The following is a 17,302-nucleotide window of genomic DNA, read 5'->3' as shown; positions in this document are numbered from 1 at the left end:
TTCCCTAAAAATTTCTTAATTCGTGTAGTTCGTCGGAAATACTGTTACAGATATCTAAAAATCAGTTAATTAACGTTTTTTAGCTGTAAATTAGCATGTTATAAAGCTCCCTTCGGAGTTAAATGAGTCCCCCTACTCTTAACGCTGCTACTTATGGTTAAAAAACTACTCTTAAAAGTTTTCGCTTTTTGGGCTTTAATATTGACCCCGTCCCTGGGGTGGGGGCAGTGTACTGATGGCCCTACTACTTCAGCTACCGCATCGATAAGCCTTCAGGGTTTAACTAACATTTGTTCTGATGAAAGTATTTCTTTTACATCTAATATAGACCTGAAGGATGGTGTTAACCCTGTATATCAATGGCAGGTACGAGTGGGGTCAGGTTCATGGACAGATCTTACGGGAGCAACAAGTCCAAATCTAACCAACTACACGCCTGTTCAGAATAACTCCAGATTCAAACTTCAGATAATTTTTTGTGATGGTACAGCCGAGCAGGAGGTTTTCGAAAGTAATATCTCATCCAGTATTACCGTAAATCAGATTTCCACCGCTAAAGCGTCAATTTCGGCCAATAAAACTGAAATATGCCCAAATGAAAGCATCAATTTTTCCGCTTCACTGGAGAATCAGGGAGGAAGTCCAACCTACAGTTGGAGGGTAAATAATGTTGAGAGAGGAACTTCTTCTACTTTCTCTTGGAACCAGTTTAATAATGGGGATAGCGTTGAACTTTGGATGACACCGTCTAAAGCCTGTGCAAATGATGGTGATGCCGATGAGAATAATATAGTCGAAAGTAATATAATCAGCATAACAGTAAAAGATGCTATTCCAGACCAGCCTTCAACTATAGATGGTCCTGCGAATTTATGCTCAAATACTTCTGCCACCTATAGTATTTCAGCTGTAGATCGGGCTACATCATATCAATGGACATTACCTACAGGCTGGACAGGAAACAGTACCAGTACCAGTATAAATATTATTTCCGGGAATGTTGCGAATGGTCAGGTTGTAAGAGTAAAAGCAATAAATGATTGTGGAGAAAGTACAGAATCAACCCTGACTGTAGATATTGGACCCGGAATTCCTTCTAATCCCGGCACTATTTCGGGACCAGGTCTAATTTGTCCAGGGGATACAGTTACCTTTTCCGTTTCAAATGATCCTGATGTTAATTCGTATACCTGGGGTTTACCTTCAAACTGGAGTATCCAGGGAGGAGATGACGGTGCTTCTATAACCGCCATAGCAGGAGGAACAAATGATGATGGAACTGTAACAGTTTTTTCCACTAATAATTGTGAAGACAGTAATATCTCGTCACTTTCAGTAAACATAAATGATCCCATTCCTGCAGATCCCGGTATAATTTCAGGACCAACAATGGTGTGTCCCGATACAGATGTGAGTTATTCAATTGCACCAGTAAATTATGCAGATGAATATATCTGGTACGTTGATAATGCTGAATTAACAGGACAAAACGGAACCACTATTGCCATTAACTCCGGAACAACCGGCACTAGAAACATAAAAGTCATTGCAGTTAATGAATGTGTAGATCCCACAGATTATACCAGCATAGCCGGTAGTATCCTTTCTATAACCGTAGACGATGGTACCCCGGGAGACAATTCAATAACTCAATCTTCACCTGATGGTAGCTCGGGTAATAGCACCTTCTGTCCGGGAGAAACCGGATTAATGTTTAGTGTGTCACAAGATGGTAGAATTGACACTTACAGCTGGACCGTTCCTTCTGGGTGGACTATTACATCTGGGGCCGGAACGAATGAAATAACTGTTACTTCAGGACAATTAGGCAATGATGGAAATATACAATTCACCGGTACCAGTAATGATTGTGGTAGCGTTAGCACCAGTTATGCAGTGAGCGTAAAAAATCCTGCCCCGGTGATTAACACTGAAGCTATTTCTGGTGAAGCAAAAGTTTGTCGTAATGCCACCGGACTAACCTATACTTTACCGAGCATTCAATACGCAGATAATTATGTATGGTCTGTTCCCGGAAACTGGAATATTACCAGCGGTCAGGATACAAATACAATTATTGTATCGGCAGGATCTGATGATGGTAATGTTACAGTTTATGCTGAAAATGACTGTGGTCAAACCTCAATAGTAAATTTTGCTGTTGAAAGCATAGACGCAGCCCCTGCAGCACCCGGAGCTATAGAGTCTACAGATGCTTTTGAAGCTGACCCTAAAATATGCCCGCCATTAAATCCGCTTTTTCTCAGTGTACCTTTTGTTTCCGATGATATATCATATAACTGGATCCTTCCTACTGGCTGGGAAATTATAGGAGATGAAACTTCCAACGAAATATCTGTAAACATCACCGCCGGAGGAGACTACAATGATACCGAAACAGTGCAGGTTACTGCCACCAATGGCTGTTTCACCAGCGCTGCTACCACGTCATTTGCAATGACTATTTCCGATTATATCATTACCGATCTTGGCGATGATCAAACCGTGTGTTCTACTACTAATCAGATTACCATTCCCGGAGAAATAAGATTTGGAAACTCTAAAAAATTTAATCCTATCTATACAGCAATTAATGGTAATGGTACAGATGTAACCACTAGATTATCAGGATTACCTACTAGTTTTAACAACTATCCAAACACCTTTACTTTTAATTACAATCCAACTGCCACAGATCGAGCAAGCGGTTTCGTTACAATAAGTGTACAGGTTCCACCCCCTGCAACTTCTGGAAACAATCCCGAGGCGTGCGGTACAGGATATGCTGAAATGACTATAATATTCAGACCTGAACCTACAGCAAGTATTTCGGCCACCACCGAAATCTGTGAAGGACAGACGGCAGAGGTTAGCTTTACAGCAACACCCAATACTACTCTTACTTACAGTATTAATTCAGGCACCAATCAGACTATTCAAATAGGCGACACTGGCCAGGCCACGCTCACTACAGCAGCACTTTCGGGTGATACTTCTTATTCACTTACAGGTATTCAATATACTCAGGCTCCTAATTGCTCGACGACGATCAGTGAATCTGCGAATATCACAGTTAATCCAATCCCCAGTGTAGATATCTCTTATGCCGACTATTGTAGTTCTGAAACTACTCCGGCAACCGTAAGCTATTCTAATGAGGTTGGGTCATGGCAAACAGGAACTTTTTCAGCCTCCGGAGCCCTGGGGAGTGAAATACAGGCTGATGGTTCTTTTATTCCTGCAGATGTTGCACCGGGAACTTATATTGTGACATATGAGATTACTGGTAGTGGCGGTTGTGAAAATGTTTCTGTAACCACAGAGGTGACTGTTTACGAGGAGGTAAGTATAACACAGGATCCTTCCAACCAAAGGATCTGTGAAGGGGGAAATGCAGAATTTGAGGTAACTGCAACAGGAGAAGGTTTAAGCTACCAATGGTATAAAGGAGCCGCTTCTGCAGGAAACGAAATCTCCGGAGCAACCGGAAATATTCTCAATCTTAGTAATATTGATATTACAGACGCCGGAGACTATCTGGTTGTAGTAAGTGGTACAGACCCTTGTTCTTCAAAAACTTCCCTTCCAGGAACTTTAACTATTGATGAAAATATAAATATAGATTCCCAACCAGCAGATCTTACCATTTGTGAAGGAGAAAACACTTCTCTTACTGTTTCCGCTTCGGTAGGTGGGGTTTCGGTAGATAATTACAATACGTACTCCTATCAATGGTATAAAGGAAGTCCGGGAAGCGGGACAGAAATACCTGGTATGAATGCAGCCACTCTTCCCTTGAATTCAGTTAGTCCTGATGATTCCGGAAGTTACTATGTAGAAATTAGCGGACCTTCAGAGTATAAATGCTCCCTGGCGGTTTCAGCAGCAGCTGTAGTTAATGTAAAACCCACACCAACTGTGGCAATAAGTGGCGATAATTCTATATGTAATGGTGAAAGCACTGAGATAAATTTCTTCAATGGTATTCCGGGTACGCTTGTGACGTTTAGAATTAATGGAGATAATAATAACCAGGCCAACATTATTCTGGATAATAATGGCGAAGCGACTTTAGACACCGGAAGCTTGCAGGCTACAAATGATACAGACACTCCATTCGTTTATGAAATAGTTTCTGTCAGTTATGCTGACACTCCGGATTGTATCCAAAATTTTACTTCTCCTCTACCCTCTGCCACGGTAATGGTAGCTGCTAATCCAGATGTTACAATATCATTTCCTGGGGATCAGACAGAATTCTGCACGGCAGATAATACCGAGTATGTTCCTTCATTAAAAGGGACTGGTGAATTTTCCGGTGGTACGTGGAGTGCTAATGGCATAAGCATCAATTCCTCAACAGGAGCATTTATACCTGGTGCAGAAAATTCAGGGGATTATACTATTACCTATACAGTGCCTGCCTACGGAGGCTGTGCAGAAGAAACAACCACTCTAGATATATCAATTTATGAAGAAGTACAAATAACCTCAGAACCCACAAATATAGGAATCTGTTCTACCATGGATGCTGAATTTTACGTTGGAGCATCAGGGGACGAGCTTACCTATCAATGGTATAAAGACGGAAATGTGATTGAAGGAGCCACTTCTCCTACCCTTTCACTCCCGGTGGCAACATCGGCAGATGCCGGTGATTATTTTGCAATGGTGAGTGGTACCAATGCCTGTACACCAGATCAAGAATCTCAAGTCCAGTCAGAAACGGTTACTCTCAATGTTGATGAAGATATAGTAATTCTCAAACCGGCCGATGATGTTAGAGTTTGTGAAGACAGTTCGGCGTCGGTCGAATTCAAATTCATTGCTCATGCTGAGGGGGCTCCTTTAACTTTTGAATGGATATACGCAGATGGTACTCCTGTAGATATTTCAGATTCAGATATAAGTACTACACTCCTTGAAAAGGATACCACCGCATTTTCATTCAAAGTTTATGAAGGGACTTTAAAAATAAGCAACATTACAAGTGCAGACCAGGCATCTTATGCGGTGAGAATTGATGGTAGCGCCAATAATTTTAATTGTCCGAAAGCTACTTCCAATTCGTTCAATCTTGACGTGGACCCTTTGCCAGATGCACCTACGTCGACTTCTCCCGTGGAATACTGTTTAGGAGAAAACGCAGAAGTACTTACTGCTTCAGGCGATTCAGGAGCTACTTTTACCTGGTATGATAGTAATGGCAATGAGATTAAAGATTCTGAAGGAAACCCTAAAGCACCTACCCCAGATACCAGTACTCCGGGTACTACAACTTATTATGTGACCCAAAAAGACACTTATTGTGAGAGCCCTCAATCTGAAGTGGTCGTTACTGTGTTCGACAAACCGGCAGCTCCGGTTTTAACAGAGAGTGAAAAAAACATCACTTACTGCCTGGGAGACACTGCAGACCCGCTTTCTATAAATTTAAATGGAGCTACCTCAGCGAATTGGTATGATTCAGCATCTTCTACCACACCCCTTGAGGAAACTCCAACCCCGCAAACTACTGCACAAGGAGACATAAACTACTGGATTAGTTTTATTGATGAGAATGGCTGCGAAAGTGAAAAAGCTATGGTTACTGTTCACACAAGTGCGCTCCCCGAAATAATTCTACCTGAGGATCAGGAAATTTGTGAAGGCAATTCATTTGAGGTTACTGCCAGTGACAGTAATGAGATTACCGGTAGCCCTACAACCTACACCTGGAACTGGGAAGGTAATACGGGAGATCCTCTAACGGGTGCTCAGCAAACGTTAAGTCCTATAGAAACTACAACTTATACAGTAACCGCTACCAACGCAAATGGATGTACTAACACTAATGAAATTATTATTAATGTAGACCCAGCACCAGCGGGAGGAAATTTGGAAGGACCGTCAAGTGTTTGTGTAACAAATCCGTCCGGGGTACTAGATCTCAGCGAATATTCCGGAACCATTGCACAATGGGAAAGAAAGACCGAGTCTCAATCGGTCTGGTCTGCGATTGCGGAAGATACTCCTGATGCAAACTTCCAGTTTAACGGATTAACCGAGACTACTTCATTTAGAGTTTTAGTGGGTAATGGAGTTTGTGAAGAAGTTTATTCAAATGAACTGACTGTAACAGTAGATCCTGAACCTGTGGCAGGCCAAATTCTGTTTAAAGGAACAGACAGGGTTTTCATGATGTGTGAATTCCCTACCGATGATTACCTGGTTCCACTGCAAACTTCCGGAACATTTATAGGAGATATAGTGGCATGGCAATATAGAAGAAATTCCCAGACAGATTGGACAACAATTATGGACGGAACTGAACCTTTTACAGGTTTTAGCTTATCAGGAACCCAGGTTAATCAATACAGTGCCAATGAATCGACTTTGTTTAGAGTAGAGGTTCAAAGCGGTGCCTGTACACCAAATGTTTATTCAGATTATGCCACCTTAAGTATTATTCCTTCAGATATTGCTCCGAGTCCGGTAGAAATGACGCCGGGAGAAGTTTGTTTAGGTGAGATTGTCACGATGAGTTCGCAAACAGGATATGGTGGCAGTGGCACGTTTGAAGGAGGAGCTTTTGATAATTCTTCAATTGCCAATCATGGTTGGAGAGTAATGAGATATGGAAATAGCAATAACGGGACAGAATATACTTTTGAATCTGCAGCAGATAACACCCGGCCTGACAGATGGATGAGAACCAATCCCCATGATTACCTTATGGCCAATCCAAATGGTAATGGAAATAATATATACCAAAGATTTGACTCCTGTTCCTGTGATGAGGGAAATAAAGGTTTTGCTATAGTTTCGGGAAATAACCCTTCAACCTTAGAAACTCCTGTTTTCAACACCTATACTATGGATAACCCTACTCTTACCTTTGATCAGGCTTACAACCTTACCTATGGGGATACCATAAGAGTCGAACTTTCTTTGGATGGCGGGAACACTTATGGAATTATTTTGATGGAAATTGGAGGACCAGCAAACCCCGGAGATGCACCGGTCGTGAGTGGTAATTATGCCAAATTTGGAGATGATGGTTTAGGGGAGCCCAACAACATGGAAATAGATCTAAGTAATTATGCCGGCCTTGATAATCTTAGAATTCGTTGGCTGTATGATGGGTCAACGGGAGGTATTTATACCATTGACGATATAGGAATTCCTCAGGACCCTCAGAATGTACAACTTATCTGGTATTATGACGAGGATATTAATGATGACTCCAATCCACTTGAGCAAATAGGAGAGGTAAATCAACAAACTGTGACCTATCCACAAGATGGAGCGGAATGGCCAAAAATAGGCTGGAACGATTTTGAGGTTCAAACTGCACTGGTTTTCGATACCAATGGAGACCCTTGTGAAAGTGCAGAAAATTCAGCAGTTGCAAGTGTGTATGTTTTCGACAATTATACTTCCACCGCTACTGCTCAGGTTGGTAATTGTGGAAATACCGATGTGCAGCTTTCAGCCACAATAAATGGAGTATTCCAGGGAGAGATTACCGAATTTCCAGAGGGAGAAGGTTCAACAGTGGCCTGGGAGATCATCGAAGCTCCAACAGGTTATGAGTTTTCTGAATCCCACTTTATCAATTCAGATTCTGAGTTAGCGGCAATAAACGATCCTAATGCAATCTTTCAGCCACCACTAAAGGGTAATTATACTATTAGGTTTACTATTACGCCTAATATATCTCAAACAACAAGAAATATATTAGGAGAAATGGTCACTCAGGATGTAGGTGCAAACCCTTGTCCCATGACACATATTGATACTTCATTTGAATTCCTTGATTGTACAACTCTTGATTTTGATGGAGTAGATGATTATGTCGACCTGGGTAGTGCATATAACGGTAATTTCTTTATTGAAGCCTGGATTAGACCATTTGACAGACCAATCGACGGTGGAGGTACTACCAATGCTTCAACAGGAGTTATTTTTAGTAGCTCCGGATTCGAAATAAAAATGGAAAATCTTCCAGCAGAAGTTGTGAAAAACGGAAGATGGTATCATATAGCTGTGGCTAATAATGGGGATCTCTGGATTGATGGAATTTCATCTGGAAAAATTGATGTTACTGGATCAGGAATTAATAATACCAGTATTGGAGCAAGGTATAATGCGAACACCAAAGCAACTTCAAACCATTTCTCAGGTTGGATAGAAGAAGTAAGGATCTGGAATAATCCACCTACTCTAAAGGAGCTAAGGTTCATGATGAATCAGAGATTAAAGCTGAATGCCGCCGGAACTGTAGTTAGTCCTCTGGAAGGTGAAGTTGTGCCTAACAGAACTACCGCCGGAAGTTATCATACCAGCAATAGTAATAATTTAGATTGGGATGATGAGCCGTTTTACGATCAGGAAGCCTCTGACCTGGCTGGATATTACCGCCTTATTTCCGCAGAACCGGACCCAATCCTTTATATTATACCTGACACTTATAAACCTACAGGTGGTGAAACTCCGGATTTATCGGGCAATGGAGTGCCAGGACGCTTACACAATATGACGACTCACCAGCAAAACACCTCTCCTACTCCTTATTTTTCAGGAGCTGATGGAGTTTGGCATGATGAAAATACCTGGGCCCGACCAGATGTTTGGACTTATCCTCATGAAGGAGATATCGAGTGGAATATTGCAAGAAGCCTCCATCAAATTACTTCTGATAAGAAAGAAATATTTCTTTTAGGATTACTGTCTGAAGCCGGAGTTTTAGACATGGAAGGATCGGTAGCGGGAGTTACTGGCAACGAGCTTTTTATTTCCCATTACCTCTTACTTGATGCTGTTATAGACCTCAATGGAGAATCACAACTGGTTCAGCCTCATGGCAGCATAGCAGCGGGAAGTGGTTATTTGGAACGTGATCAACAGGGAACTGCAAGTAGCTTTAACTATAACTATTGGAGTTCGCCGGTCACAACCGAGTTTGGTAGCACCAACTACGAAGTAGGAAGTACAATGTTTGATGGTTCAATTACAGGTACTGGTAAATTTAGACCTATTACATTCGTAACTGGACCTTTTGGCGCCGACACTCCCTATGTAGCTCCTCCATCCAATCCCGCCATTTCTATAACAGATTATTGGATCCATGCATTTTTCCCGGAGAATGCAGGTATATATGTTAACTGGAGTTGGATCAAAGAAGATACCTCAATTAAAATTGGGGAAGGTTTTACCATGAAAGGTGCCTGGGATGTGAACGTAAGTGAAAATAAAGTGCAGAACTACACCTTTAAAGGATTTCCTAATAATGGTAACATAAATATGAGAACAGTAAGTCCAGACCAAAATTATCTTATTGGAAATCCATATCCCTCTGCTATTGAAGCTAAGAAATTCATTGATGATAATAACGGTAAAATAAATGGAGCACTTTACTTCTGGGACCATTTTGCTGAAAAATCCCACTATTTACAGGATTATGTGGGGGGATATGCGACTAGAAGTAGAAGTATTGGAGTTCCGGCTGCTGCCAGCGATCATAGGATCAATGCCACAGGGCAAATACACACAGAGGAAGTTCCAGGACCCTATGTTCCTGTAGGCCAAGGGTTCTTCATCAATTCTTCTCCTACGTCAGAAAACGGTGGCACCTCTGGAATTCCTGTCTTTAATAATACTCAGCGACACTTCTATACCGAAGCCAATAAGGGAGACACAACTGCTATCTTCCATTCGGCTGAAAGAAAGGAAATAGAAACCAGGACCCAGCAATCATCATCTACAGGCATACCTATTATTCGCCTCAATTATACCTCTCCCAAGGGGTTTTGGAGACAAATAGCTGTGGGAGCAATTGAAAATACAACTGAGAATTTCGACTATGGGGAAGACGCTCCACTTCTGGATGACTTTAAAGAAGATATGTATTGGCTAATCAATGACAGAAAGTACGTTATTCAAGGAGTGCCCGATTTTCATGAGCAAAGAGTTCTTAAACTAGGAGTAAAAATTGATGAAGTAGGAGAGTTTTCAATTCAACTTGCAGCTGCTAAAAATGTGCAGGATGAAAAGGAAATCTATATCCTGGATAGAAACGACAGCCTCTACCACGACTTAAGAGCTCAAAAATTTACCAAGACCTTAAAAAGGGGAATCTACAACGACAGATTTGAACTTGTCTTTAGCAAGCCCGGTACTGTAATTGAGCCGCAAGAACCCGAAGAACCCATTGTCCAAGACGGCCCACTGGAAGTGATCTATGTCAATGGCAGCAGGGAAGTACTTATAAAAAATCCGGAACTATTAGACATCTCGAGAGTGTATCTTAATAACATGCTGGGTCAACAGGTACATGTTTATTATAATATTCCAAGAGATCGTGAAGTAAACCTTCCCGTCCAAAGGTTTGGTGCCGGAGTATACATTGTGAAAATGCATACAGAGAAAGGCATAATCGTCAAAAAGGTCATTCTTGAGTAGACTTCTATAGAGGAAGATCTGATCAAAGGCTGCAGCACTGCAGCCTTTGTTGTTTTTAATTAGCAATTTGGAGGTAGGATTATTCTTGCTACTTCTTGCACTTTATCTCGATAATCTGCACTTTATCTCTTAATAATTTATTAAATAAAGAGAATTCTGCTTTTTTTTCCTACTTTTACCCACTGATTTCTAATGGTTTGGTATGGAGAAAACTTTTACTCCGCTAAAAATTTTGGTTTTTTTTCTATTGCTGACCTTCCCGGCACTGGCCTCCTATTGGATTAATCCGGCTCTTGAAACCTATGAATATCCACAGAAACCGTCTGAACTTTCGCACCGGTGGTATGAATCCCCGATGGGGATTTTTGCTTTGAAAATTTCCAATTGCGATACAGATACTGAACCTCCTTCCGTTATTACTCAAAATATTACTGTTCAGCTTGACAACAATGGAGCGGCTTCAATTACTACAACTGATATTGACAATGGATCGAATGATGCCTGCGGAATTGAATCAATGAGTGTTTCTCCAAGTAGCTTCACTTGTTCGGAAGTTGGTGCAAACACAGTTACTCTAACTGTAACAGACAATAACGGAAATACCAACACTGCCACTGCCACTGTGACTGTGGAAGATAATCAGGCTCCTGTGGCTCTTGCTCAAAATATTACTGTTCAACTTGACAACAATGGAGCGGCTTCAATTACGGCAATTGATATTGACAATGGATCGAATGATGCCTGCGGAATTGACTCAATGAGTGTTTCTCCAAGTAACTTCACTTGTTCGGAAGTTGGTGCAAACACAGTTACCCTAACTGTAACAGACAATAACGGAAATACCAACACTGCCACTGCCACTGTGACTGTGGAAGATAATCAGGCTCCTGTGGCTCTTGCTCAAAATATTACTGTTCAACTTGACAACAATGGAGCGGCTTCAATTACGGCAATTGATATTGACAATGGATCGAATGATGCCTGCGGAATTGACTCAATGAGTGTTTCTCCAAGTAACTTCACTTGTTCGGAAGTTGGTGCAAACACAGTTACCCTAACTGTAACAGACAATAACGGAAATGTCAGTACTGCTAATGCTATCGTAACTATAGAGGATACAATTTATCCTACAGCAAGTGACCCCGCACCAGTAAATGTACAATGTTCAACGGATATTCCTGCAGCTGATATTTCAGTAGTAACTAATGAGAGCGATAACTGCAATTCTGGTCTATTTGTTAGTTTTATATCAGATATCAGCGACAATAACAGTAATCCTCAAGTCATCTTTAGGACCTATAGAATTACAGATCCTTCAGGAAACTCTATTGATGTTACCCAAACCATAACTGTAGACGACACTGAAAACCCTACAGCCAGTAATCCGGCAGGCATAGATGTGCAATGTTCGGCTGATGTCCCTGATCCCGATATTTCTGTAGTCATTGATGAAGCTGATAACTGTACTCCAAATCCTACGGTAACCTTTGTCTCGGACTCAAGCAATGGTCAATCCAATCCAGAAATCATAACCAGAAAGTATAGGGTAACCGATGAGGCTGGAAATTCTATTGATGTTACCCAGACCATAACTGTAAACGACACCACAGATCCTACAGCAAGTAATCCGGCAGGCATAAATGTGCAATGTTCGGCGGATATTCCTAATCCCGATATTTCTGTAGTCATTGATGAAGCTGATAACTGTACTCCAAATCCTACGGTGACCTTTGTCTCGGACTCAAGCAATGGTCAATCCAATCCAGAAATCATAACCAGAAAGTATAGGGTAACCGATGAGGCTGGAAATTCTATTGATGTTACCCAGACCATAACTGTAAACGACACCACAGATCCTACAGCAAGTAATCCGGCAGGCATAAATGTGCAATGTTCGGCGGATATTCCTAATCCCGATATCTCTGTAGTTACTGATGAAGCTGATAACTGTACTCCAAATCCTACGGTAACCTTTGTATCGGATGTCAGCGATGGTAACTTTAATCCTGAAATAGTTACAAGGACCTTTAATATAGTTGATGAAGCAGGTAACACTACTGAAGTAACCCAGGAAATCTATGTTCAGGATACACAAATTCCAGACATACCGATCCTACCAGATATTACCAGCGAATGCCCCATCACAGTCGATCCTCCTACGTCTACCGATAATTGTGATGGTACTGTAACAGGCACTACGGGTTTAAATGATTTAACCTTCAGCGAGTCAGGCTCAGTTTATTGGATCTTTACAGACGCTTCGGGAAATGCGACTGAGCCTGTTGAGCAAAAAGTAATAATTGATAACACTATTGCTCCTGTGCCTGATGTTGGATCTTTACCTACAAAAACTATTGACGGCTGCCAGATATCAAGTTTATTGGAATTAGATATACCAACAGCCACGGATGCTTGTGACGGCACAATTTACGGTACCTTGAGTGAGGATTTTGAGTTCCCCTTTTCATTTTCAGGAACTGAAACAATTGAATGGGAATTTATTGATAGTGTGGGAAATATGTCCACACAGATTCAAGAAATTAAACTCAATCCGCTGCCTGTAGCTGGAGGCTTATTAAGAGGAACATATCTGTCTACCCAGTACGATAACCAAATTGATATTTCGTCCTGTGGGGATGCAATTTCTGTGGAATTAAATCTAACAGGGGAAACGGGAAATGTTGTTCACTGGGAAAAATATGCAGTTAATGAAGGTATCTGGGAAATCATACCAAATTCCGCCAATATTACTTCTTATACAGCAGAATTTGCAGAAGGAGCTTTGGAATCTACTTACTTTAGAGTTCTTGTTCAAACCGGCACCTGTAAAGAAACTTCAAATAGTTTCTACATAAGAGCATTACCTGTGGGGGCTGCTCCAACCGTCTCAAATGAAGATCCTGATAACATTTATTGCTTAGGAGAATCTGTAAATCTTTTAGCCATAAGTAACTATTTAGGAACAGAAGATGCCATTCCAGATTCAACAGGGGACTTCAATGAAGGACAATTAAATACACAAGACCCAAATTCATGGTTGGTAGACGGAGATCCAGGCGGGTTTTCTGCAGGGGGAAATGCGAAACAAGCAAGAAATTGGTCTGGCACCAACGATCATAAGTTTGGAGATATTACCTACGACGGTGGAGATGGTAAGTTTGCTATTGCCCAGGGAAATTTCAATGATGGTAAATACAAGGGAGCGAATCCCACAACCCTGGAAAGTCCAATAATGGATCTTTCAGATGCCGAAACAGCAAGTTTAGATTTTGATCAGGCCTATTACTTCGCAAACGGGGATATTGCGAAAATTGAGATTTCTCTTGATGGAGGAGCAAGTTACACAACCCTTAAAATAATACATGCTGCAGGTGGTGGAATAAAACAATGGTTTACAGCAGGGACAGCTGAGTCTACTACGGGCTCAAATGCCACTAATTACAACTTTAGCACCGATAACACATCTATATCTCTTAATGATTACCTGGGAGAAAGTAATGTCAGAATAAGATGGTCATTTGTGGGCACCAGTGATAAGAGTGTATGGGCATTGGACAATATTTTCGTCAACAAGAAAACTAAAGTTGATACAGAACTAGAGTGGACAATTGGTATAGGCGATCCCGACGAAGAACCCATAGCAATTGGCCAGACCCAGTTACCGATAAGCTTTATACCCGATACTCCCGGTGTCTACGAATATGGAGGAACAGCTTTAATAAATGAATGCAGAACGTATAGTGAGGACGGTACAGGTTTAACTCCAATTAAGGTTTCCTATTCTTACGCCGGGGAAGATATTATCTATACAAGTGCGGAATGCGGCCGAAACACGGTACAACTAAATGCCTACGACAATACCATTACAGCCAACGAAAATATTGTAAAGGGTGCATTTACAGCACCTGCTTCCGGTTGCAGGACTTGTGACGCTCCGGGAACCGGAGACATCGGCGAATGGTCCTGGACCGGGAACGCATCCTCCTGTCAAGACGTATCCTTTTCAGATGTCCATGATCCCGATGCAACATTTACTGCAGGACCGGGAACCTACACTCTAACATGGACCGTCAATGGTTGTTCCAATGATATCACTGTTACCATTACTAATTGTGATCAGGTAGACTTTGATGGAACAAATGATCATATTGACTTTGGAGATTCTTATGACCTTACCGGTGCCTTTAGTCTGGAAGTCTGGGTAAAACCTGAAGCTAAAGATGGCACCCGAACGATCATCTCGAAAAGGGACGCAAATTTCACTGGTACCGCAAAAGGATATGACCTGATAATAAAAGATGGAACTGTTTCTTTTAACTGGGATCAATCAGGGTCGATAAGTTCCTCACCTTATGAAATTGACACTAACCGCTGGTACCATTTAGCCTTAACTCATTCTGCGTCGGGAGAATATAAGTTATATGTTGATGGAATTTTAATGAAATCCACTGCAGGTGGCGCTCCTGGTAATAACACTTATAAGGCCCTCTTGGGAGCAATGGATAGGAACGGATCTGCCGGTCCAACACATTTCTTCAATGGCTGGATGGAAGAGCTAAGGATTTGGAAAGTAGCTTTAACACCAGGCCAATTGCGACTGATGATGAATCAACGTATAAAAAATGTCGCAGGCAACAAGGTACAGGGAGAAGTTCTACCGCTGCCTGTTCCCAACCTGGACTGGAGTAATTTGGCAGGATATTACAGAATGGATGAAGTGGGATGTGGCAATCTTTATCCATTCAACGACGGTGTAAATTATATAGGTCACTACGGCCAATTAAAAAATATTAATACTGATCAAAATACGACCGCTCCTCTTCCCTACACTACTTCCCAGAATGGGCAATGGTTCAATAATAGTGGAACCTGGACGCATGCCGATGTATGGGATCCTCCCTTTAGTCCCGGAATCAACAATACCAAAATTGAGTGGAATATTGCGGAAATAGCTCATGATGTACAATCTAACAATAAAGACATAAAACTCTTAGGATTAATTGTGGAAACAGCAGGGACTTTGGATATTCAAGGAACGGTGCAAACAAGAACCACAGCTGGATCCGGGAACGGATTAACTGTTACTCATTATTTGGACCTGAGCGGTTATATCGACCTCAACGGGGAATCTCAACTAGTGCAGCCTGAAGGTAGCCAGCTAGTTGGTTCCGGATATTTAGATCGTGACCAGCAGGGTACGGCCAGCAGTTATAATTACAACTACTGGAGCTCACCTGTGAACACTGGCAATACTACAGAATTCACTATAGGAGGTGTCCTTAGGGATGGAACAGATTCAATTCCAGGGACCATTAACTTTAAATATAATTTCCGTCACGCTGACGGTCCCCTTTCAAGCCCAATTAAAATAAGCTCCTACTGGCTTAACAAATTTTTTGGCGAAGCAGGAAAGTATAGTAACTGGAAACAGATTGGTGTAGACACCCAGTTGAAACCGGGAGAAGGTTTTACAATGAAAGGTCCTTCAGGACAAAAAGCAATTCTGGATTTACAGAATTATACCTTTAGAGGCATGCCAAATAATGGCACTATAAAGCTCAACATTGGAACAGATCAAAACTATCTGATTGGAAATCCTTATCCTTCAGCTATTGATGCCAATAAATTTATTAAGGATAACCTAAAAGATGTCACCGGTGGAACAAACTCCCAGAACGTTTTCAACGGCTCTATCTACTTTTGGTCCCACTTTTCCGGACAAACGCATTATCTTCAAGAATATGTGGGAGGTTACGCAGTTTATAATCTTTCGGGAGGGATAAAGGCAACCGCAAATGATGAAAGAATTAATGCTACCGGTGATGAGGGTGGTGAAAGACCACGGCAATACATTCCTGTGGGGCAGGGATTCTTCATTAACACAGTTTTGGATCCAGATCTCAGCCTTAGTAGCAATACTACCGTTTCCGGCGGGGATATCATCTTTAGAAACAGCCAGCGTATTTTCCAAAGTGAAGCAGACAACACCAAATCTGTTTTTCATTCTGCTGAACGAAAGGAATTGAATATGGCCAGTAATTATGTTTCTAACCGCCCCGAGACTGAACCTCAAAGAATGCAGCTATGGTTAAAATTTAAATCTCCCGGGGGATATCACAGGCAAATTCTAGTCACAAAGGATCCCGCCACTACTTCGCAATTTGATCTTGGATACGACGCTCTTTTAATCGAGGATAACAAAGAAGACATGTACTGGCTAATGGGTGATGGAAAGGTGGAGCTTGTGATCCAGGGAGTACCCGACTTTAACAGGGAAAGAATTCTTCCACTGGGTATAAAAATTGCGACCAAAGGTGAATTTAGAATTGCCATTGATGAAATGCAGGATGTCCCCGATGAACTTCCTATTTTTATAAAGGACAACCAAACGGAAACATATCATGATCTTAGGGCATCTGATTTCGTTATAAAAAGTAAAAAAGGTCTTTACCACGATCGTTATTCCATTGTCTTTAGCGACGGCAAGGATCCTGATGGAGGCACTGACGGTCCGGGTGAAGGTGATGGCAATGATGGTGGCGACGGAAAAGGTGACGGGGAGGAACCTATAAACCCTGAACAGCCTCAACCCACTCCCCCGGGGCTTGAATTAGCTTATTCTTTAAAAGAGAAACAAATTGTAATTGGCAACACCAATCTTTTACCTGTCAAAAAAGTGGTTTTATACAACTCTTTGGGTCAGGAGATCCAAACTTATAGAAATATTCAGGTAAAGACTATTATAGAACTTCCGGTAGAACTACCGAGCGCAGGAATGTATTTCGTAAGAGTTTATACTGAAGATTCTACGCAGATACTTAAATTCCTGGTAGACTAAACTGTTACCAACTAAAAAAAG

The 17,302-nt window shown here is 41.6% G+C and carries 2 protein-coding genes; both read left to right on the top strand.

What is annotated here, in order from left to right; genetic code table 11:
- Positions 1 to 153 precede the first annotated feature (153 nt).
- On the top strand, positions 154 to 10,443 hold the full coding sequence (locus ACXYMT_RS06005) for an Ig-like domain-containing protein (protein WP_459058179.1): 10,290 nt from the start codon (positions 154 to 156) through the stop codon (positions 10,441 to 10,443).
- 202 nt (positions 10,444 to 10,645) lie between these two features.
- Positions 10,646 to 17,281 (top strand): LamG-like jellyroll fold domain-containing protein, encoded by a 6,636-nt coding sequence (locus ACXYMT_RS06000; RefSeq protein WP_459058178.1) that lies wholly within the window; start codon positions 10,646 to 10,648, stop codon positions 17,279 to 17,281.
- Positions 17,282 to 17,302 lie beyond the last annotated feature (21 nt).

The sequence above is a fragment of the Salinimicrobium sp. CAU 1759 genome, assembly GCF_054482715.1.
The sequence above is the reverse complement of the archived record's forward strand: the minus strand, read 5'-3'. Positions and strand labels throughout refer to the sequence as shown.

Coding starts and splice junctions, on each gene's coding strand:
- ACXYMT_RS06000 (WP_459058178.1), top strand. CDS start 10,646: ATGGAGAAAACTTTTACTCCGCTAAAAATTTTGGTTTTTTTTCTATTG.
- ACXYMT_RS06005 (WP_459058179.1), top strand. CDS start 154: ATGGTTAAAAAACTACTCTTAAAAGTTTTCGCTTTTTGGGCTTTAATA.